This window comes from Vreelandella sp. V005 (assembly GCF_052645115.1).
In genome coordinates this window covers 1-18,229 of the sequence record NZ_JBQXYA010000012.1, presented here as the reverse complement: position 1 = coordinate 18,229, position 18,229 = coordinate 1, and the positions used below count along the sequence as shown (strand labels likewise).

Sequence of the window (18,229 nt, the reverse complement as noted above, 5' to 3'; positions counted from 1 at the left end):
ACCCTTATACCACTATTAGCACCGCAGCATCCAGGCTTGCGTTGCATCTTGCTAGACGTTTACTTATTTGACGTATGAACGCTGTAATTACCAAGCAATACCCATCGAGTAATGATCAAGCAGCAACGCCGAAAACACACCCAATAGATAGCGAATCGAGAACCAGAATGCACTGATAGGCGCGGTGGAATCCTGACCACGCCAAATACGCCAATTCCAGAACATAAAACGCGCATTTAGCGCTAGCACAATGACCAAATAAAGCATTCCGCTCATGCCGATCACTACTGGCAGCAAGGTAGTTACTACAGTGAGCCAGCCATAAAGCCAAATTTGTAGCCTAGTAAACGGAATGCCATGGGTAACAGGCAACATTGGAATGCCTGCCCTCGCGTAATCATCACATTTATGAATAGCCAGTGCCCAAAAGTGCGGCGGCGTCCAGGCAAAAATAATTAGCATGAGCAACAAAGGCTCAGGAGATACATACCCGGTAATAGCCACCCAGCCAAGCAATGGGGGTGCCGCGCCAGCCACGCCTCCGATCACTATATTTTGAGGCGTTGCACGCTTAAGAAAAGCGGTATAAATCAATGCGTAGCCAATTAATGAAGCAAACGTTAGCAAGGCGGTCAATGAGTTCACCTGCCAAGCTAAGATCGCCACACCAAGTGCAGAAAGCACCACTGCCCAGCCTATCGCTACTGGCACGGGCAGACGTTTGCTGGCGACCGGCCGACGCGAAGTTCGGGTCATGACAGCATCCAAGTGACGGTCAATGACATGATTAAAAGCGGCCGCTCCGCAGGAGGCTAAACCGATTCCGGCGAGACCGAATATCACGTTGGTTAGCGGTGGCACTCCAGGCGTTGCTAATGCCATCCCCACTGCCGCACATACCAGCATTACAGCGACGACTTTCAGCTTGCACAGGCCAAGCAGTTCTCTCCAACCCCACACCATTGAAGGCACTGACGCGGGCAGCATTATTGTTATATTTCGCATGCCATGCTTCCCTTTTATTGAGTGATAATGTGGTTATAAGGTGACGAGGCAGAAGCTGAATAAGCGATATCCGCTTGATAGCGCCAACGCCACCATGCCCAAACGATCACGGTGGCCAATATCATGGCACCAGCCGTGTGCAATAAGGCCAACCAAAGGGGCAACCAAAACACCACATTGGCAATTCCCAACGCGGCTTGCAGTGCGTACAAGCCAATCACTATCGCAAGCGGCCTTGCAACAACAGGGAAACGCCGGTGATGCCACCAGAGCGCAATTAGCCCCATACCCAGCAATAACGCTCCTAAGCGATGAACTACTTGAATAGCGGTGCGTGCATCGGCATGCAACTGGCCATGAAGATAATTTGGCCCGACCGTCTGGGTGAGGTGAAAGCCTTCGCTAATATCCATCGGGGGCAACCATTGGCCATTGCAAGTTGGGAAACCTTGGCAAGCTATACCGGCATAGTTGCTGGAAACCCAGCCGCCTAGAGCCATTTGCGCAACCAATAAACTTGCCGCAATTATCCACCACACGTTGGTACGCCGAGGCGTACTTACCTTCACTTGCGTTAAAGCTAGCCTTAAACGCAGGTGCAACCAAAGGAACAGCAGCAGGACACTTAACCCACCCAACAGATGCAGGGTGACCACTTGGGGCCATAACTGGAGGGTAACGGTAAAAGCACCAAATGCCCCCTGGAGCACAATAATGATTAACAATACCCAACTCAGGTGCCAGGGATAGCCTCGGCGACGGTGCAAGGGCCAGCCTAGTACAACAACGCTTATTACGAGTAAACCTAACAAGCTAGCAATGTAGCGATGGACCATCTCTACCCATGCTTTAAAGGGGACTAAAGGTACATCGGGATGGCGTAGCGTGGCGTGTTCATTATCGGGCACCAGCAGTTTACCGTAGCAACCTGGCCAATCAGGGCAGCCTAAGCCCGCGTCCACTAATCGCGTCCATGCACCCACTAACATCACCACTGCTGTAAAAAGAGTGCCTATTAACGTTAATCGCACTAGCCAACGTAACCGGCGCTCGTATGAATCATGCATGGTGCTTTCCTTAGCAACAGGGTTCATTGCGCTTTATAGGGGATTGACTTTAAACAGGTGCTGTATGTCGTCGAGCATGTACTTAGTCGCGATACTTTCATCAAATGCTAACGCCGGCCGTCCTGAAGGGTCGAGTAACCACACCGCATTTTCCTTTCGCCATGCAGGTAGACGTTGCCACTGACTGGCCACTTCTCCTGGCAGCGGTTGAGCATCTCCGCCAATACGTAAGCGCGTTAGTCTTGGGGCCTCACGCCCTAAAGCACGGTGCAGCCGCCAAAGTGCGTCTTGGCGTGTTTCGCATTGCTGGGTGCAGTCGTAGGCAAGAATCCACTCGTCTTCGTTCCCCACGGCAAAGGGGGTCAAAGGCCATTCATCCAAAGCAGGTAATGCCAGTTCTACATCGCCATGCGCCGTATGACGATCAGGAATGCCAATACGAAATTCGACCATCCCCCAAGCAGCCACCATCGGAGCCGCAAATATCGCAAAGATGAGCATCAACTTGAGCCGCTGTCGGCGATCATGGTTCGCATTCTGCTTCATTATTCACCCTGCTTATTTTTATTCAGTAATAACGCTTGTTGCGATGCATCGCAACGCAACCTTCGCCCACCCAAAAACATTACCACCAAGGCCGCCAATGCCAACGCCCACCATTGAAATGCGTACCCCATATGACGACTGGGCGGCATAACGTTGGCTTCCCACCAAGGCGTTAGAACGCCATCACCCTCGCTAGCATGCAGCCAGCCTGCATAGCTAAAAGAGCCTAGGGCAGTACGCCATGGCTCAAGGCTTAACTGTTGCAATCTGACACCCTCTTGATTGGCTCCGTAAAGCGGACCACCTGCTTGCACATCCTGCCATTCACCGATCAACTCAACGTAGCCTGTTGGCGTAGTGGCTTGAGGCGGTTCGCGCTGAGGACCAGTGGGTAAAAAGCCCCGCTGTACCAACCAAAGCTGCCCAGCGCTGTCACGCAAAGGCGTTAGTACGGCTACACCTAACTGACCGTCTACAATTCGGTTGTCTAAATAGAGCGTATGCTCTGCCAAGTACTTACCTTGCAGGGTTACCTTGGCGCCTTGCTCTGGGTGCACCGCCGGCTGCACCAATGTTGGCGCCTTGGCACGAAGCGCCAAGGCTAAGCGCTTGTCATCGGCCCTGTCCCACTGCCATAGTCCTAGACAGGCCCCTAGGGCTACCAGCAAACTCCAGAAAATACACCAACTATAAAAACGCCATTGCCGAGAGGTTTTCATCATGTGGTTACAACTACTCATTGCTGCCGTGTTTATTGCCATGGTCGCCAGTCTAGCGATGGGAGCTGGCTTTCTTTTACGTGACGGCGCTTCTTCTCGCCGGCTATTGGTGTCTCTTAAATGGCGTATCGGTCTCGCGTGTGTGCTAATGGCACTTATCATTTTTGGGTTTTGGTCTGGTCAGCTAGGTTGAGCGGGCTATAAAACGTAAACGAAAATAAATAGCCCTACCCATACCACATCGACAAAGTGCCAGTACCAACATGATGCTTCAAAGCCGAAATGATTTTCGTCAGCGAAGTGACCTTTAACAATTCTTACCAGCATTGTGGCAAGAATGATCGTGCCGATGATCACGTGTAAGCCATGAAAACCGGTCAATATAAAGAACGTCGCACCAAAAATACCGGCTTCTAACGTAATGCCGTAGTGTGCATAAGCCTCATAATATTCGACCCCTTGAATCATTATAAAGCAGCAGCCTAGTAGCACGGTTCCCGCCAACCAGTTACGGCATGTACGCCGATAGCCGACTTTTAAGGCTTCATGAGCAACTGTTAGCGTAATACTGGAGGTAATCAAAATCAGGGTGTTAACGAGGGGAAGTTGCCAAGGACTAAATACTTGCTGAGGACCGGCAATGGAATCATCTGGTGGATTCAGCAAGGGCCATGTCGCCACAAAATCAGGCCATAATAACGCTGACACGCCTTTTGCACCTTCTCCCCCCAGCCATGGAAGGGTAAACATCCTCACATAAAATAACGCCCCAAAAAAAGCGGCAAAAAACATGACTTCTGAGAAAATGAACCAGCCCATGCCCCAGCGAAAGGAACGATCCATTTGTTCATCGTATAGCCCACCACGCGACTCACTGATCACATCACGGAACCAGAGTCCCATAACAGCCACGATACCCAGCACACCTATTACCATTAGTGGGAGCCCAGTGTCGTAAACAAGCTTGATACCTGTGCCTACCATCATGGCACCGAGTGCTACCGAACCGAGAACCGGCCACCGGCTACTCGCTGGAACGTAATAGCTACCACTGCTCATATCGTCTCTCCCGCCGCTTTATTGTTTTTTAATTCATAGTTGGGATTGTTCATCAGGCGCGTATTCGTCATCGAGGCATTTTGCTCAGCCCGGTCAACTGGATACAGGGTATATACCAGCGTAATGGTGTTGATCTCTTCGGGTAGGTCTCGCGCCAGCTGGAATACCAACGGAATGGTCAAGCGCTCATCGCCTTGCAAGCGCTGCTCCTCAAAGCAGAAACAGCTCACTTTGCGCAAATGACGGGTCGCGTTTGAAGGAGAAACGCTCGGCACCGCTCGCCCCCAACTTTCGCTAGGACTATTGTTAGTAAAGGTAAAATCGACTTCAGCAGTTTGCCCCGGGTGCACGCTCATTTGACGCATTTCAACACTCATTTGCCATGGCAGACCTGCGCTACCCCGCGTTATAAATTGCACATTCACGTAGCGAGATTCATCTACCTCTTCGTGAACGATACTTTGCGCCGTTGCATCGACTTTGCCGTTAATACCGGTAATTTGACAAAAAACGTCATATAGCGGCACTAGTGCAAAAGCAAAGGCGAACATACCGACCAGCACGGCCAGCGTTCTAATGACCGTACGGCGCACACCTACCTGGTTTTGCTCTCGACTATCCATATCACCTCTCCTATCCATACCCCTTCTCGGGACTATTGGATGGATGCCACTATGAGTGAGAAGTACGATGAAAAACGGGCGGCGTCTCAAACGTATGCAGCGGCGCTGGAGAGGGAACGGTCCACTCTAAATCTTCGGCCCCTTCCCAGGCTTTTGCTGGAGCTTTCTTCCCACCGCGAACGCACAATATGATCCCTAAAACAAATAGCAGCTGGGATGCTCCAAAGAAGAAGGCACCGATACTGGAGAGCAAGTTAAAATCAGCAAATTGAAGCGCATAGTCAGGAATGCGACGAGGCATACCTGCCAAGCCAGCAAAATGCATCGGGAAAAAGGTTAAATTCACACCAATAATGGAGAACCAGAAATGCCACTGAGCAAGCCGCTCGTTAGGGTAATGCCCAGTCCACTTCGGCAACCAATAATAGACCCCAGCCATAATGGCAAAGATCGCCCCTGGCACTAATACATAGTGAAAGTGAGCTACCACGAAATAAGTATCATGATATTGAAAATCGGCTGGCGCGATGGCCAGCATTAATCCCGAAAAACCACCAATGGTAAATAGCACCACAAACGCAAGGGCAAAAAGCATTGGCGACTCAAAACTGATGGAGCCCCGAAAGAGCGTAGTGACCCAGTTAAACACTTTCACCCCAGTCGGCACGGCGATTAACATAGTGGTGTACATAAAAAACAGCTCTGCCACCAAAGGCATTCCCACCACAAACATGTGGTGTGCCCAGACTAAAAACGATAGAAACGCAATGGCAGCTGTGGCGTAAACCATCGATGCATAACCAAACAATGGCTTTCTTGCAAACGTGGGTATGATCGCGGAGACAATTCCAAAAGCAGGCAGAATCATGATGTACACTTCGGGATGACCAAACGTCCAGAAGAGATGCTGAAACAGAACTGGATCGCCCCCGCCCGCCGCATCAAAGAAGCTGGTGCCAAAGTTAATGTCCATCAGCATCATGGTGATGACCGCCGCTAAGACCGGCATTACCGCGATTAGCAAAAAGGCCGTAATCAACCATGTCCATACGAAGAGCGGCATATCCATTAGGCGCATGCCCGGTGCCCGCATATTCAAAATAGTGGCAATAATATTGATGGCCCCCAATATCGAACTGATACCGGCAAGGTGTAATGAGAGAATAAAAAAGGTGGTGGAAGGAGGCGCATAGTTGGTTGACAGCGGCGCATAAAAAGTCCATCCAAAATTAGGGCCGCCGCCAGGCATGAAAAGGGTTGAAAGCAGTAAAATAAAAGCAACAGGAAGCAGCCAAAAGCTAAAATTATTCAATCGCGGTAACGCCATGTCTGGCGCGCCAACTTGTAGCGGTATCATCCAATTAGCTAACCCAGTGAATGCCGGCATCACCGCGGCAAACACCATGATCAACCCATGCATAGTGGTCATCTGATTGAAAAACTCAGGCTCTACCAGCTGCAGTCCTGGCTGGAAAAGTTCGGCCCTGACAACTAAGGCAAAAATGCCGCCAATGAAAAACATCGTTAACGAAAAAATTAGATAAAGAGAGCCAATCTCTTTGTGATTGGTGGTCAACAGCCAGCGTAAAATACCTTTTGGCGGCGCGGCATGACCATGCGCTTGCCCATCGGCCACGGCCGTGGAGCTATGCTGCAAAGGAGGTTGAGGGGGCAGTTTGGGCGACATGGTAATCTCCGCAATATTGTTGTTGTCTGGTTGAGTGGCACTTCAACTTCATTGGGCGATTAACTCAGCCACTAAAGAAGGCTGCACCACCTCACCTGTTTCGTTACCCCAGGCATTTCGCGTATAGGTCACTACAGCGGCAATTTCCACTGGGTTTAAGGTGCTGCGAAACGCTGGCATTGCAGCACCCGAGACACCGTTAATCACTTTATTGAGATGCCAATCCACATCACTAATAAGCTGTTCATTATTGGCCAGCGCAGGAAAAGCGGGCGGAGAGCCTTGCCCTTCTGCTTGGTGGCAAGAAGAGCAGATCGATTGATAAATGGCCTGACCCCGCTCCATCAATTCATCCATGCCCCACTCACGGTCAACACCCATCGCTTCTTCCGCAGCAGCTTCTTTGCGCTCGGCAAGCCAGCCATCGAACTCATCCTCTTCCATCGCATGTACCACAACAGGCATAAAACCGTGGTTAATGCCGCATAGCTCAGTGCACTGCCCACGGTAGATACCCGGCTCATTGATCTTTACCCAATTTTCATTAATAAAGCCGGGAATCGTATCTTGTTTGACTGCTAAATCAGGCACCCACCACGAGTGGATAACGTCGTCGGATGTCATCAAAAAGCGTACTTTGCGATTGACGGGTAGTACTAGCGGCTCATCTACTTCTAATAAGTAATGCTCTCCCCGGGTCTCAGCCCCACTAATTTGTGTCCTAGGCGTGCTCATATTAGAAGTAAACGCAACATCCTCTCCCAGATACTCATAGCGCCAGCGCCACTGCTGCCCTGTGATCATGACGTCTAATTCTGCATCTGAAGAGTCGTACATATTTTTAAGCGTGGCTGTGGCGGGAACTGCCATGCCAACCAAAATCAACACAGGAATGGCCGTCCAAAGTACTTCCACGCTGGTATGCTCATGAAAATTGGCCGCTTTTGCACCTTTTGAGTGGCGATAGCGAAACAGGGAGTAAAACATAGCCCCAAACACCACGAGGCCAATCACGACACATATCCAAAAAATCGACATGTGTAGGCCAAAAATATCGGCACTTACATCGGTTACCCCGACAGGCATGTTCCAATCGCTTGCATAAGCCTGCGACCCGCTTGCAGAAAGTGAAATAACGAATAGCCACCGCCACACTGATCGCATAAAACCTCCGTACTTATTGTTGTTATCACCTGCCTTTAAAGTAGAGCAGGATTAAATAAGATATTAGCAGTATAGAAAATATGTGCCATTCGTCACGGTTTGCTCGGTTAACGCTATCAACGTTTCTTAGCGGGCAGCCAACGATGCGAGAAAGATGAGCGCTACAACGAATAGCAGCGTAACGATGAACCCCGTCAGAAGGTAGGCTGCTGGTTTCCCACTACTAAAGTCCTGCTGCCGCTTTTGGTTACTCTGAACCCCCAGCAAGGCCGCTAGCACTGACTTCACCACTGACCACATAAAACCTCCGGTTGAGATTCGCAGAGCTACATGCATTTAGGATTCACGGTTCTCTTCCACTATCATAGACAGACAAAGGTATTAGGCAGGGATAAATGAAAGAGATCTAAGCATTTACAGACAAGTTAATGGCAATCTATAGTTCTGACTATGCGATACTACGTTTCCTACAGGATCTAGCATTACCCAATGGAGTGACTGATGTTCAAGCGCCTTGCCCTCCCACCAGCAATAAGCCTGTTAGCTTTTATTCCACTGTTACTACTCGTGGGTTGTACGACTTACACATGGCCCGACGGCTCAAAGAAAACTGTGATTGGCGTGGTGCCTGAAGAAGAAAATCAACGCTACGAAGAAGAGCAAGTAAACGGCGTTCGCTACCGGCTTCCAGATGAGATCCCAGAGAAACGTAGTGAATAGAAGCGACCGATGAAACGCTTATAGGTGGTTAACGCAACTTTTGTTTTGTGCGCGCGGTAGCAACGGCAGTCATGGGATCTTCTGGCCAGGGGTGTTTGGGGTAACGCCCGCGCATTTCTTTACGCACCTCAGAGTAGCCATTTTGCCAAAAGCTGAGTAGATCCTGGGTAACTTGCAGCGGCCTTCGGGCTGGCGATAGCAGGTGAATCATCACAGCAATGTCGCCATTTACGATCGTTGGTGTTTCCCGCCAACCAAATGCTTCTTGAAGCTTTAGGGCTAGAACAGGTGGGTAGTGGGAAAGACAAGGTAAATAATCTAGCGCGATCTCTTTTCCACTAGGTACTTTAAGCGCTTTAGGTGCTAAGCGTTCGAATTCACTTTTCTGTTCCCACGAGAGTGAGTCAAGCAAATAGTCGAATAACGGTAATTTCTCAATCTGACTTAGCCGATTAATATCGATAAGGTAGGGCGCTAGCCAGCTATCTAACGATGCTAGTAGCGTTTTCTCCGACCAGTCTGGCCACGCTTCTCCCAGCTTTTCGCGTAGTAGCGTCATACGCCCTTGTAACTGCTGTAACTTATCGCTAAACAACCTTTCTGGCTGCTGGCGCAACGCGATTAATAAGGCCTCTCTTACCACCTCCTCGGGCATGTGGGCTAAATGCCGTTTAGCAATGACCAGACTTCCATGTGTTTGCACCTCCTCCCCGATCAAACGGCCATGATCTTGCGACCACATAACGCGCGGGCGCCAAGAGCGAATATCGGGATAAAGCGAAAGTAGCGATTCGAGCGATAACGGCTCGCCGGAAAGCATACGCGCCTGTTCATTACCTTCACTGTTTAACGCAACGGCGACTAGATATGGCTGGTGCGCCAACGTATCTTTTAATGGCAGCGTCGCCGTCTTGCCATTTGCTAGCCGAAAGTTACCTGGCGCTATTTGTTGCCCTATGCGATCAGGAAATACCAGCGACAAAAGCGGCCCAAGCAACTCAACCACCGCATCGTTCAACGCTACCCCAGCCATTTTCGTTAATCGATGTGCTTCACGCTGCCAAGTGGGGAAACGCGAAGGCTGGCGAAGCCGTAGAGTCAAAGCATCCTGCAACGAGCGTTCGCTACTGTCACGGCTTTCCAGCAACGCAGCTAAGCCACAGGCAAGCGGCAGCGCATTCATTTCACAGGCTCTTTCCAGCATGACGGCGATGCGCGGCGCGACAGGCCACCGCGTACTGCGAACACCCAAAGCGGTCAGTTGATGCTGATCATCCAGCACACCCAACTGCACCAGCAGCGCTTGGCCACTTCGCCAAGCGCCCTGTGGCGGCGGCGTTACCCAACTCAATGCCTGGGGGCACTTGACTCCCCAGCTCGCCAACTCAAGTACTACCGAGGCGAGATCAGCTTGCTGGATCTCAGGCTCACCGAAAGGCGCCAGCGTCTGCTCTTGTGCCCAAAGTCGAAAACATAAGCCTTCACGTTGACGCCCTGCTCGCCCCCTTCTTTGGTCTGCGCTAGCACGGTTAATACGTCGTGTGGTTAACCACGTTAATCCCGTACGAGGCTGAAAAAGAGGCACTCGCTCTAATCCTCCGTCGATCACTACGTTGACACCATCGACGGTAATACTCGATTCGGTAATGGCGGTGGAAACAATAATACGCTGTTGTGACGTGTTCGCTGCCAATGCCGCCTGCTGCCGTTCGATACTCATCCTGCCGTGCAGGGGACGTATGTCGATATGAGGCAAAGCCTGCTGGAGCGCTTGAACCACGCGATTTATCTCGGCAACCCCCGGTAAGATCACGAGGATATCCTGGGTCTTTGGATTTGCTAGCACTTCATTAACCACTCGAAGCGTATGGCTACTACTCTCCTCACCGCTCTGGCGTGGTCGGTAAGCGGTTATCACTGGATACTGTCGGCCATGGCATTCGATGGTGGGCGTTTGCGCCCCTAAAACCCGCCGAAGCGCTTCTACATCCAACGTTGCCGACATCACCAGCAAGCGTAGGTCGTCACGGATACTCGTTTGTACATCCAACGCCAACGCCAAACCCAGGTCGGCTTCGAGACTACGTTCATGAAACTCGTCAAAAATAATACCGGCCACGCCTTCTAACAGTGGATCATCCTGCAACATGCGGTAAGAACACCTTGGGTCACCACCTCTAAACGAGTTTGTGAACCTACGCAGCTGTCGCCGCGCATGCGATAGCCCACCGTCTGCCCTACGCTTTCCCCTAGCTGCTTAGCCATAAAGCTAGCCGCCAAGCGGGCCGCTACTCGTCGTGGCTCTAGCAAGAGCAGCTTTTTTCCGCTAGCCCACTCCGCTTTCAAAAGCGTCAGGGGCACGCGTGTCGTTTTACCCGCCCCCGGCTGGGCAATTAGCATTGCTCTATGATGGTCGCTAAGAGCGGTATTGATCTCGTATAGATGCTCATCAATAGGCAATGTGCTCATTGAATGATCACCTGTCGGCCTGAACAACAGGGGTATGCGTTTGGCTAACACCGCAGCCTTTGAGAATGACGTGTTCAAGGAAGGCGCAGATTGACGCAACATCTTCGTCGCTTAACGTATCGCGGCCTAGAATACCGCTAACCTGCGCGCTATATTCAGTGTAGTGCTGGGTAGCTGACCAGATTAAGAAAATAAGCCAACGGGGGTCGAGATCATCCATTTTGCCCTGAGCAGACCATTGGCGAATAATGGCGGTCCGTGAAGCCACCCACTCACGCAGCTCTCCGGCCAAATAGCCACTCAAGAAAGGCGCCCCTGCTAAAATTTCTGCCGCAAACAGCTTCGAACCTTCAGGGTAGCGCTGACCAAGCACCATTTTAGTGCGGATAAAATCGCTGAGCACCTCCGCTGGATCGCTGTCGGGCGTAATGTCTTCCAGTACTTCATTCCAGCGACGCATCATGCGATCAAGCAGCCGTACATAGAGCGCTTGCTTGCTGCCCATATAGTAAAGAATATTGGCCTTGGGCAGCCCGGCCTGATCGGCAATCACTTGTAAGCTCGCGCCCCGGTAGCCGTGCTGTGAAAACACTTGCTCCGCAGCCATTAGAATACTTGCTTCTATTCTTTCACGGCTTGGACTTTCATGTGTGGCGGATGCAGCAGTCATTAACGGTGTTCCTTTAGCAAGAGTCTTGGACAGGCCAATCGCCCCAAATGATGGCATTTCGCATAAGCTTGCCCCACTCCCGTGCAGCGATCAAATACTTGCAAGATACGGTGTTTTGTTCCAAGCTCAACACATATTGACCGATCGGTCAGCATTATTCCGGTCTATACAATCACAATGGAGTTTGGCATGGCAACGATTGCGTTCCTGCTCAATGGCGTCCCTCAGCGGTGCGACGTTTCACCGGACACGAGCATCTTAACCTTATTGCGCGAGCACTTGGGCCAAACAGGCACCAAAGAGGGCTGCGCGTCGGGTGATTGTGGCGCCTGCACCGTGGCCATTGACGATTTAGCGGGCGATATTCATGCGTTTGCCAGCGCCAATGCTTGCATAACACCGGCTCACCAGCTTCAGAACAAGCACATGGTAACCGTTGAGGGGCTAGCGAAAAGTGGCAATCTTCATCCGGCGCAGCAAGCAATGATTGAGTGCCATGGGAGCCAGTGCGGATTTTGTACGCCGGGTATTGTCATGTCACTTTTTACGCTGCACAGCGATCTTGCCCAACGCCCTGCGCCGCTAACCTCCGAACGCCTTGAAGCCACTCTAGGCGGTAATTTGTGCCGCTGCACAGGTTATCGACCTATCCGCGATGCAGCGCTGCGTATGAGTGATATTCCTTACGAGCGCCCCCAGTGGTTCGACGCAACATTACCAGAATCAGAACGCCAACCCGCTTTAACCACGCCAGCCGATGCCAGTTCTTTTTTTGCCCAGCCGCAATCGCTGGAAGAGCTGACGCAACTGCGCCAATCAGCCCCCCAAGCACGCCTTGTGGCGGGAGGCACCGATCTTTGGCTGGAAAGCACTCAGCGCTTGGCCCCGCTTGATCAGTTGATTGACGTTTCTCAAGTTACCGAACTATTAGCGATTGAAAAGTATACCTCTGCACATCAGTCCGGCTGGTGGGTAGGCAGTGCGGTCACCTACACCCAGCTTGAGCCCTTTTTTGAAAAACACTTTCCCTCTTTCGCCCATCTTCTACACCGGCTTGGCTCCCAGCAGATTCGCAACCGAGGCACCCTCGGTGGCAATATCGCCAATGCTTCTCCCATTGGCGACACGCCGCCTGTGCTTCTTGCCCTGGGTGCCCAGATCGAGCTTGCCAGCGTAAACGGCGAGCGCTGCCTAGCCCTTGAAGATTTTTTTCTGGACTATAAAAAGACGGCCCTAGCGGCTAATGAAGTCGTTTCGCGGATTTTCATTCCACAGCTGGCTGAGGGCAGTCAGCTGCGCGTTTGGAAGCTGTCCAAACGTCGTGAAGATGATATTTCCGCAGTATTGGGCGCCTTTAGCTACCGAATCGAACACGATAGGCTGCTTAACGTGCGCATCGCCTTTGGAGGCATGGCGGCAACGCCTAAACGCGCACTGGCAGTAGAGGCGGCACTTGAAGGCATCCCTATCGGCCAAGCGATTTTTCGCGCCGCCCAGCAGGCTCTAGATGAAGATTTTCAGCCAATGAGCGATGTGCGAGGCAGTCAGCATTATCGCCAACAGGCCGCCAAGAACTTGCTTGAACGCCTCTATCTTTCTCTTTCAGCGCCCGATCAAGAGGTGATGCTCAATGCGTACGCTCACTAAACTGGACAGCGACAGCAGCCGTGCCCGCCGAGAGCTCGACGATCACATTCAAGGAGACGGCCCTCTGGCGCGTCATACGATCGATGTAGCTGGCCAGCGACAGGCGGGTAGCTCAAGCTTTCATGAAAGCGCTGAAAAGCACGTGACCGGCAAAGCCACTTATATTGACGACCTGCCAACCACTGCCAATGAGCTGCATGTGGCACTAGGATTATCCCCGGTTGCGCACGGCGCCTTAACGAAGCTTGACCTTAGTAAGGTGAAACAGGCGTCAGGGGTGGTCGATGTGGTTACCTTTCATGAAGTACCTGGGCACACCGATATCGGCCCGGTTTTCCCCGGCGACCCTATTTTTGTCGATCAAGACATCAGCTACGCAGGCCAATGCTTATTTGCGGTCGCGGCGACGACCTTCCAAGCAGCACGTAGGGCCGTGAAATTGGCCGTGGTCAATATCGATGAGCAGCCTGCTAGTCTTGACCCGGTGGGCGCAGCCGAGCGCGAAGAGTTCGTGCGTCCGACCCATGTTCAGAGCCACGGCGACTGGCAGCAAACGCTTGATCAAGCGGGTCAGATTGTCGAAGGCCAACTGTTTATTGGCGGCCAGGAGCACTTCTATCTGGAAGGTCAAGCGTGCGTTGTGCACCCCACCGAAGACGAAGGGGTTATCGTTCACACCTCCAACCAACACCCGAGTGAAACCCAAAAGCTAGTGGCAGAAGTGCTCGATATCCCTTTTCACTCAGTTACTGTAGAAGTGCGGCGCATGGGCGGTGGCTTTGGCGGCAAAGAGACGCAAGCCTCTGCTTGGGCCTGTATCGCGGCGCTATTAGCCCGCCGCACGGGTAAAACCATTCGGCTCCGCTTGCCCCGCAGCGAAGACATGCGCACCACGGGAAAACGCCACCCCTTCCATGATCGTTACCGATTAGCCATTGATGATAAAGGCATCATTCAGGGGGGAGAGATCACTCTGATCGGCGACTGCGGCTATTCGCCGGATCTTTCTGACGCTATCGTCGATCGCGCCATGTTTCATGCGGATAATGCTTATTCGCTAGGGAAAGCACAGGTAGTGGGTCATCGTGCTAAAACCCATACTGCTTCTAATACCGCCTTTCGGGGTTTTGGCGGCCCCCAGGGCATGATGATCATTGAAGCTGCCATGGATGATATTGCTCGTCAGATTGGCGAAGATCCACTCACGGTGCGTAAGCGCAATTTCTACCGTGACGGCCGCGAAGTGACTCATTACGGTCAGCAAGTCGATCAGCGAAAGTTACTGCATACGCTGGTCACCACGCTCGAACAGGACAGCGATTACTGGGCTCGGCGCAGTACCATTAGCCAATTCAACGCCACCAGCACAGTGATCAAAAAAGGACTTGCTCTTACCCCGGTCAAGTTCGGCATATCCTTTACTGCCCAACACCTTAATCAAGCGGGCGCCCTGCTGCATGTCTATACCGATGGCAGCGTTATGATCAATCACGGCGGCACTGAAATGGGGCAAGGTCTCCATACCAAGATTTGCCAAGTGGTAGCACGGGAACTGGGGCTGGATCTAGACAAGGTACGCATCACGGCTACGCGAACCGACAAAATCCCCAATACCTCGCCGACCGCCGCCTCTAGCGGTGCCGATCTGAATGGTATGGCGGCCAGAGACGCGGCCACCAAGCTTCGTGAGCGTCTTTTTGATTTCGCAGCGGGTCACTTCGCCGAAGGCCTGGATCGTGAAGGTATGCATCTGAAAGATGGCATGTTGATAGCGGGATTAGGCGAGAGCCAGCGACGCATTCCTTGGGGGGAGCTGATACAAACCGCCTATCTCAATCGTATTTCGTTATCTGAAAAGGGCTTTTATGCCACACCCTTGATCCATTATGACCGCTCGACAGGTCAAGGACGGCCTTTTTATTACTTTGCCTTTGGCGCGGCAGTGGCTGAAGTCAGTGTCGACACATTAAGTGGCGAGTACCAGGTGGATCGAGTGGACATTCTGCATGATGTAGGCGATTCATTGAATCCAGCGATTGATATCGGGCAAGTGGAAGGTGGCTTTATTCAGGGGATGGGCTGGCTGACCAGTGAAGAACTGATCTGGAATGATAAAGGCGTGCTGGTAAGTGATGGCCCGGCCACTTATAAAATCCCCACCTTTGGAGACTTGCCCCCTATTTTCAATGTCTCACTTTTGGAGGGCCATCCCAACTCAATGGCCAGCCTCTATCGCTCCAAAGCCGTTGGCGAGCCCCCTTTTATGTTGGGCATTAGTGTCTGGTCGGCGCTGCGTGACGCGCTATCAAGTCTTACCGATTATGCCGTCTCTCCCCACTTAGATACCCCAGCTACCCCCGAGCGGGTCATGTTGGCCGCAAACGCCATCAGGAAAAAAGCGCTGTGAGAGATATTCAACCTCCAGAAACGTGGCATGCAGCGCTGCACCGCTTGCAGCGCGACGGCATACCGCATGTATTAGCCACGCAGGTAACCAGCCTGGGTTCAACGCCCCGCGAGCCTGGTGCGCGCATGGTTGTTACCGCTGATGCGATTTTTGACACTCTGGGGGGCGGTACGTTTGAGTGGCAAACCATTGACGCAGCACGCCGCTTATTAGCCGAGCAGCGCTTCGGCCTTAGCCTGGAAGCCTTCTCTTTGGGAGGGCGTAGTGGTCAGTGCTGCGGTGGTTTTGTGAATATTTTACTTGAAGCCTTTCCAGGTGCGACCGCGCATGTGGCTATCTTCGGTGCTGGGCATGTGGGCCATGAAATTATAAAACTATGCATGCCACTCCCCTGGCAGTTGCATTGGTTCGATAGCCGAAACGATGCGTTTTCTGCGCGTGAGCAGCAGCCGCAACTTACCTGTTATTCACTCCAAAACATACCACAAAGTGTTGCCGCTTTGCCTGCAAACACGCATGTGCTGGTAATGACCCACAACCATGATGAAGACTATGCCATCATCTCAGCGCTGCTTGACCGGCCAGATATAACAACCATAGGACTCATCGGCTCTGACAGTAAATGGGCAAGCTTCGAAGGACGGCTTAAACGCGACGGATACAACGGCGAACAGAGGGCTCGTGTGCGGAGCCCGATCGGTCGTATTCATTCCACTAAGCTCGCCAACAAGACCCCTTATGCAATCGCATTAACGGCAGTAACCGAATTGCTCTGGCTGACAGATAAACCACTTACTCAACAAAATCGTGGGCTTGATGCCGATACACTGCGAACCCTTTTTACCGACGCTACAACGACCACGAGTTAATATGAATTCCTCTACTGACACATTTATTCGTGCCGAACTGATTAGTTTTACCCGTGACCCAGGTGATGGCAATATGCCTGAATCAGGCAGTTTAGAGCATTACGGTGACGGTTTGCTCTGGTTGAAAGACCAGCATATTCACGCTGTCGGTCATTTCGTTGAAATCTCCCCTTCGCTGCCAGAGGGTGCTGACGTTCTCGATTATCGTGACAAGCTGATCATGCCGGGGTTTATTGACACCCATGTGCATTACGTTCAGTTGGATATCATGGCCTCTTATGGGCGCCAATTACTCGACTGGCTAAACGAGTACACCTTCCCAGAAGAGTGTCGGTTCGCTAATCATGCCCATGCAGAAGCCCTGTCCGCTGCCTTTCTGGACGAAATGTTACGCGCAGGCACCACCACTGCCCAGGTTTTTGGCTCTAGTCACCCCGGCTCCGTCGATGCTTTTTTCACCGCCGCTAATAAGCGGCAGTTACGCATGCTGGTCGGCAAGGTATTGATGGACCGTAACGCGCCAGAGGCACTGATGGATGGCGCCTCGGGCATTGCCGATAGCGAACGACTTATTGAAGATTGGCACGGCAAAGGCCGGCTAGGCTACAGCGTAACGCCGCGTTTTGCCCCCACTTCGACCAAAACACAGATGGACGCCGCTGGCGCGCTACTACGCAATGACCCAACCCTTTGGTTGCAGACGCACTTAGCTGAAAACAGCGGTGAGTTGGATTGGGTAGCCGATCTTTTCCCCGGTAGCCGTGACTATTTAGCGGTGTACGAAGCATCAGGTCTTGTTGGGCCACGTAGCACCTTCGCGCATGGCATTCATCTTGATAATGGCATGCGCAAACGGCTGGCAGATCGCGGCGCCAATATTGCTTTTTGCCCGAGCTCCAACCTGTTTCTTGGTAGCGGACTGTTTGATCGGGAAGCGGCGAAAGAGACGGGGATGGCATTTACCTACGCCAGTGATATTGGCGCAGGCACCGATTTATCGGGCTTTGCTACGCTGAAAGCAGCCTATCAAGTAGGCCAGCTGGGTGGACAACCTCTTACTGCCTGGCAAGGCTTTTACGGCTTAACCCGGGGTAATGCGAAAGCACTCTCGTTGGATAACCATATTGGTCAGCTAGCGCCTTCCCTTGAGGCGGATTTTGTCGTTATTGACCCTCAAGCAACATCATTACTAGCCAGACGAATTAGCCGATGCACAACACTTGGCGAACGCCTATTTGCCTTAATGATACTGGCCGATGACCGCGCCATTTTTGAAACCTGGGCAGGCGGGCAATGCCAACATCGTAGAGATAACGTCTAATCACGGTGCAACGGTGGCAGCTTCAGGTTGAGATGGCTGGGTGCTACCGAAAGTCGAGATGGCCACGTCGCTGCGCTCCTCGCCATGACATAGTTTTTCTTTCTTCCCGGCAACAAAAAACCCAGCCGATTGGCTGGGTTTTCTGCGGTATAAGTGCCTGACGATGACCTACTCTCGCATGGGGAGACCCCACACTACCATCGGCGCTAAGCGGTTTCACTTCTGAGTTCGGCAAGGGATCAGGTGGTTCACGCGT

General features: G+C 52.1%; 18 protein-coding genes and 1 rRNA gene. 6 read left to right on the top strand and 13 right to left on the bottom strand.

Annotation, left to right across the window (positions count from 1 at the left end):
• Positions 1-87 precede the first annotated feature (87 nt).
• The 4 genes from cyoE to ACUN8H_RS18140 are packed head-to-tail and all read right to left on the bottom strand — an operon-like array spanning position 88 to position 3,340.
• Entirely contained in the window at positions 88-1,005 is a 918-nt protein-coding gene (gene cyoE / locus ACUN8H_RS18155) for a heme o synthase (RefSeq protein WP_445533442.1), read from the bottom strand.
• 14 nt (positions 1,006-1,019) lie between these two features.
• Positions 1,020-2,072, bottom strand: a complete 1,053-nt coding sequence (locus ACUN8H_RS18150; RefSeq protein ID WP_445533441.1) for a COX15/CtaA family protein — start codon at positions 2,070-2,072, stop codon at positions 1,020-1,022.
• 33 nt (positions 2,073-2,105) lie between these two features.
• Complete coding sequence (locus ACUN8H_RS18145) at positions 2,106-2,618, bottom strand: hypothetical protein (RefSeq protein ID WP_445533440.1); 513 nt, start codon at positions 2,616-2,618, stop codon at positions 2,106-2,108.
• Positions 2,618-3,340, bottom strand: coding sequence for an SURF1 family protein (locus ACUN8H_RS18140; RefSeq protein WP_445533439.1), 723 nt, complete (start codon positions 3,338-3,340; stop codon positions 2,618-2,620). The genes ACUN8H_RS18145 and ACUN8H_RS18140 overlap by 1 nt, the downstream gene beginning before the upstream one ends.
• Here ACUN8H_RS18140 and ACUN8H_RS18135 point away from each other — a divergent pair.
• Entirely contained in the window at positions 3,339-3,530 is a 192-nt protein-coding gene (locus ACUN8H_RS18135; RefSeq protein WP_295711652.1) for a DUF2909 domain-containing protein, read from the top strand. The two genes, ACUN8H_RS18140 and ACUN8H_RS18135, sit on opposite strands and share 2 nt — an antisense overlap.
• Before the next feature lie 5 nt (positions 3,531-3,535).
• On the opposite strand, the gene ACUN8H_RS18130 is transcribed toward ACUN8H_RS18135, so the two are convergent.
• From ACUN8H_RS18130 to ACUN8H_RS18110, 5 genes are all read right to left on the bottom strand, one after another.
• Positions 3,536-4,396 carry a cytochrome c oxidase subunit 3 gene (locus ACUN8H_RS18130; protein ID WP_445533438.1) on the bottom strand — a complete coding sequence of 287 codons (861 nt, stop codon included), beginning with the start codon at positions 4,394-4,396 and terminating at the stop codon, positions 3,536-3,538.
• Positions 4,393-5,019 carry a cytochrome c oxidase assembly protein gene (locus ACUN8H_RS18125; protein ID WP_445533437.1) on the bottom strand — a complete coding sequence of 209 codons (627 nt, stop codon included), beginning with the start codon at positions 5,017-5,019 and terminating at the stop codon, positions 4,393-4,395. Before ACUN8H_RS18125 ends, ACUN8H_RS18130 begins: the two co-directional genes overlap by 4 nt.
• 49 nt (positions 5,020-5,068) lie before the next feature.
• Positions 5,069-6,706 (bottom strand): cytochrome c oxidase subunit I, encoded by a 1,638-nt coding sequence (gene ctaD / locus ACUN8H_RS18120; RefSeq protein ID WP_445533436.1) that lies wholly within the window; start codon positions 6,704-6,706, stop codon positions 5,069-5,071.
• A gap of 48 nt (positions 6,707-6,754) precedes the next feature.
• On the bottom strand, positions 6,755-7,870 hold the full coding sequence (gene coxB, locus ACUN8H_RS18115; RefSeq protein ID WP_445533435.1) for a cytochrome c oxidase subunit II: 1,116 nt from the start codon (positions 7,868-7,870) through the stop codon (positions 6,755-6,757).
• A gap of 126 nt (positions 7,871-7,996) precedes the next feature.
• Entirely contained in the window at positions 7,997-8,170 is a 174-nt protein-coding gene (locus tag ACUN8H_RS18110) for a DUF2970 domain-containing protein (RefSeq protein WP_445533434.1), read from the bottom strand.
• Positions 8,171-8,371: 201 nt separating this feature from the next.
• Between ACUN8H_RS18110 and ACUN8H_RS18105 the strand changes: the two genes are divergently transcribed.
• The gene (locus tag ACUN8H_RS18105) at positions 8,372-8,590 is read left to right on the top strand and encodes a hypothetical protein (protein ID WP_445533433.1); all 219 of its coding nucleotides are present in this window, start codon (positions 8,372-8,374) and stop codon (positions 8,588-8,590) included.
• A gap of 28 nt (positions 8,591-8,618) precedes the next feature.
• On the opposite strand, the gene hrpB is transcribed toward ACUN8H_RS18105, so the two are convergent.
• Genes hrpB through ACUN8H_RS18090 form a run of 3 tightly spaced genes read right to left on the bottom strand, consistent with a single transcriptional unit; the run spans position 8,619 to position 11,729 of the window.
• Positions 8,619-10,739: an ATP-dependent helicase HrpB gene (gene hrpB, locus ACUN8H_RS18100; RefSeq protein WP_445533432.1), complete on the bottom strand. Its 2,121-nt coding sequence runs from the start codon at positions 10,737-10,739 to the stop codon at positions 8,619-8,621.
• Positions 10,715-11,059, bottom strand: a complete 345-nt coding sequence (locus ACUN8H_RS18095; protein WP_445533431.1) for a hypothetical protein — start codon at positions 11,057-11,059, stop codon at positions 10,715-10,717. The genes hrpB and ACUN8H_RS18095 overlap by 25 nt, the downstream gene beginning before the upstream one ends.
• A 7-nt stretch (positions 11,060-11,066) precedes the next feature.
• Positions 11,067-11,729 carry a TetR family transcriptional regulator C-terminal domain-containing protein gene (locus ACUN8H_RS18090; protein ID WP_445533430.1) on the bottom strand — a complete coding sequence of 221 codons (663 nt, stop codon included), beginning with the start codon at positions 11,727-11,729 and terminating at the stop codon, positions 11,067-11,069.
• Positions 11,730-11,918: 189 nt separating this feature from the next.
• Here ACUN8H_RS18090 and xdhA point away from each other — a divergent pair, with 189 nt between their 5' ends.
• The 4 genes from xdhA to guaD are packed head-to-tail and all read left to right on the top strand — an operon-like array spanning position 11,919 to position 17,973.
• The gene (gene xdhA / locus ACUN8H_RS18085; protein WP_445533429.1) at positions 11,919-13,376 is read left to right on the top strand and encodes a xanthine dehydrogenase small subunit; all 1,458 of its coding nucleotides are present in this window, start codon (positions 11,919-11,921) and stop codon (positions 13,374-13,376) included.
• Complete coding sequence (gene xdhB / locus ACUN8H_RS18080) at positions 13,360-15,783, top strand: xanthine dehydrogenase molybdopterin binding subunit (RefSeq protein ID WP_445533428.1); 2,424 nt, start codon at positions 13,360-13,362, stop codon at positions 15,781-15,783. Before xdhA ends, xdhB begins: the two co-directional genes overlap by 17 nt.
• Positions 15,784-15,788: 5 nt before the next feature.
• On the top strand, positions 15,789-16,652 hold the full coding sequence (gene xdhC, locus ACUN8H_RS18075) for a xanthine dehydrogenase accessory protein XdhC (protein WP_445533474.1): 864 nt from the start codon (positions 15,789-15,791) through the stop codon (positions 16,650-16,652).
• Position 16,653: 1 nt separating this feature from the next.
• Positions 16,654-17,973 carry a guanine deaminase gene (gene guaD, locus ACUN8H_RS18070; RefSeq protein ID WP_445533427.1) on the top strand — a complete coding sequence of 440 codons (1,320 nt, stop codon included), beginning with the start codon at positions 16,654-16,656 and terminating at the stop codon, positions 17,971-17,973.
• 155 nt (positions 17,974-18,128) lie between these two features.
• On the opposite strand, the gene rrf is transcribed toward guaD, so the two are convergent.
• A 5S ribosomal RNA gene (gene rrf / locus ACUN8H_RS18065) occupies positions 18,129-18,229 on the bottom strand; the annotation flags it as partial.

Excerpts from the sequence above, each read along its gene's own strand:
- ACUN8H_RS18145 (WP_445533440.1), bottom strand. The coding sequence starts at position 2,618 with ATGAAGCAGAATGCGAACCATGATCGCCGACAGCGGCTCAAGTTGATG.
- coxB (WP_445533435.1), bottom strand. The coding sequence starts at position 7,870 with ATGCGATCAGTGTGGCGGTGGCTATTCGTTATTTCACTTTCTGCAAGC.
- ACUN8H_RS18130 (WP_445533438.1), bottom strand. The coding sequence starts at position 4,396 with ATGAGCAGTGGTAGCTATTACGTTCCAGCGAGTAGCCGGTGGCCGGTT.
- ctaD (WP_445533436.1), bottom strand. The coding sequence starts at position 6,706 with ATGTCGCCCAAACTGCCCCCTCAACCTCCTTTGCAGCATAGCTCCACG.
- ACUN8H_RS18105 (WP_445533433.1), top strand. The coding sequence starts at position 8,372 with ATGTTCAAGCGCCTTGCCCTCCCACCAGCAATAAGCCTGTTAGCTTTT.
- xdhA (WP_445533429.1), top strand. The coding sequence starts at position 11,919 with ATGGCAACGATTGCGTTCCTGCTCAATGGCGTCCCTCAGCGGTGCGAC.
- ACUN8H_RS18095 (WP_445533431.1), bottom strand. The coding sequence starts at position 11,059 with ATGAGCACATTGCCTATTGATGAGCATCTATACGAGATCAATACCGCT.
- cyoE (WP_445533442.1), bottom strand. The coding sequence starts at position 1,005 with ATGCGAAATATAACAATAATGCTGCCCGCGTCAGTGCCTTCAATGGTG.
- ACUN8H_RS18110 (WP_445533434.1), bottom strand. The coding sequence starts at position 8,170 with ATGTGGTCAGTGGTGAAGTCAGTGCTAGCGGCCTTGCTGGGGGTTCAG.
- ACUN8H_RS18135 (WP_295711652.1), top strand. The coding sequence starts at position 3,339 with ATGTGGTTACAACTACTCATTGCTGCCGTGTTTATTGCCATGGTCGCC.
- ACUN8H_RS18125 (WP_445533437.1), bottom strand. The coding sequence starts at position 5,019 with ATGGATAGTCGAGAGCAAAACCAGGTAGGTGTGCGCCGTACGGTCATT.
- ACUN8H_RS18140 (WP_445533439.1), bottom strand. The coding sequence starts at position 3,340 with ATGATGAAAACCTCTCGGCAATGGCGTTTTTATAGTTGGTGTATTTTC.
- guaD (WP_445533427.1), top strand. The coding sequence starts at position 16,654 with ATGAATTCCTCTACTGACACATTTATTCGTGCCGAACTGATTAGTTTT.
- hrpB (WP_445533432.1), bottom strand. The coding sequence starts at position 10,739 with ATGTTGCAGGATGATCCACTGTTAGAAGGCGTGGCCGGTATTATTTTT.
- ACUN8H_RS18150 (WP_445533441.1), bottom strand. The coding sequence starts at position 2,072 with ATGCATGATTCATACGAGCGCCGGTTACGTTGGCTAGTGCGATTAACG.
- ACUN8H_RS18090 (WP_445533430.1), bottom strand. The coding sequence starts at position 11,729 with ATGACTGCTGCATCCGCCACACATGAAAGTCCAAGCCGTGAAAGAATA.
- xdhB (WP_445533428.1), top strand. The coding sequence starts at position 13,360 with ATGCGTACGCTCACTAAACTGGACAGCGACAGCAGCCGTGCCCGCCGA.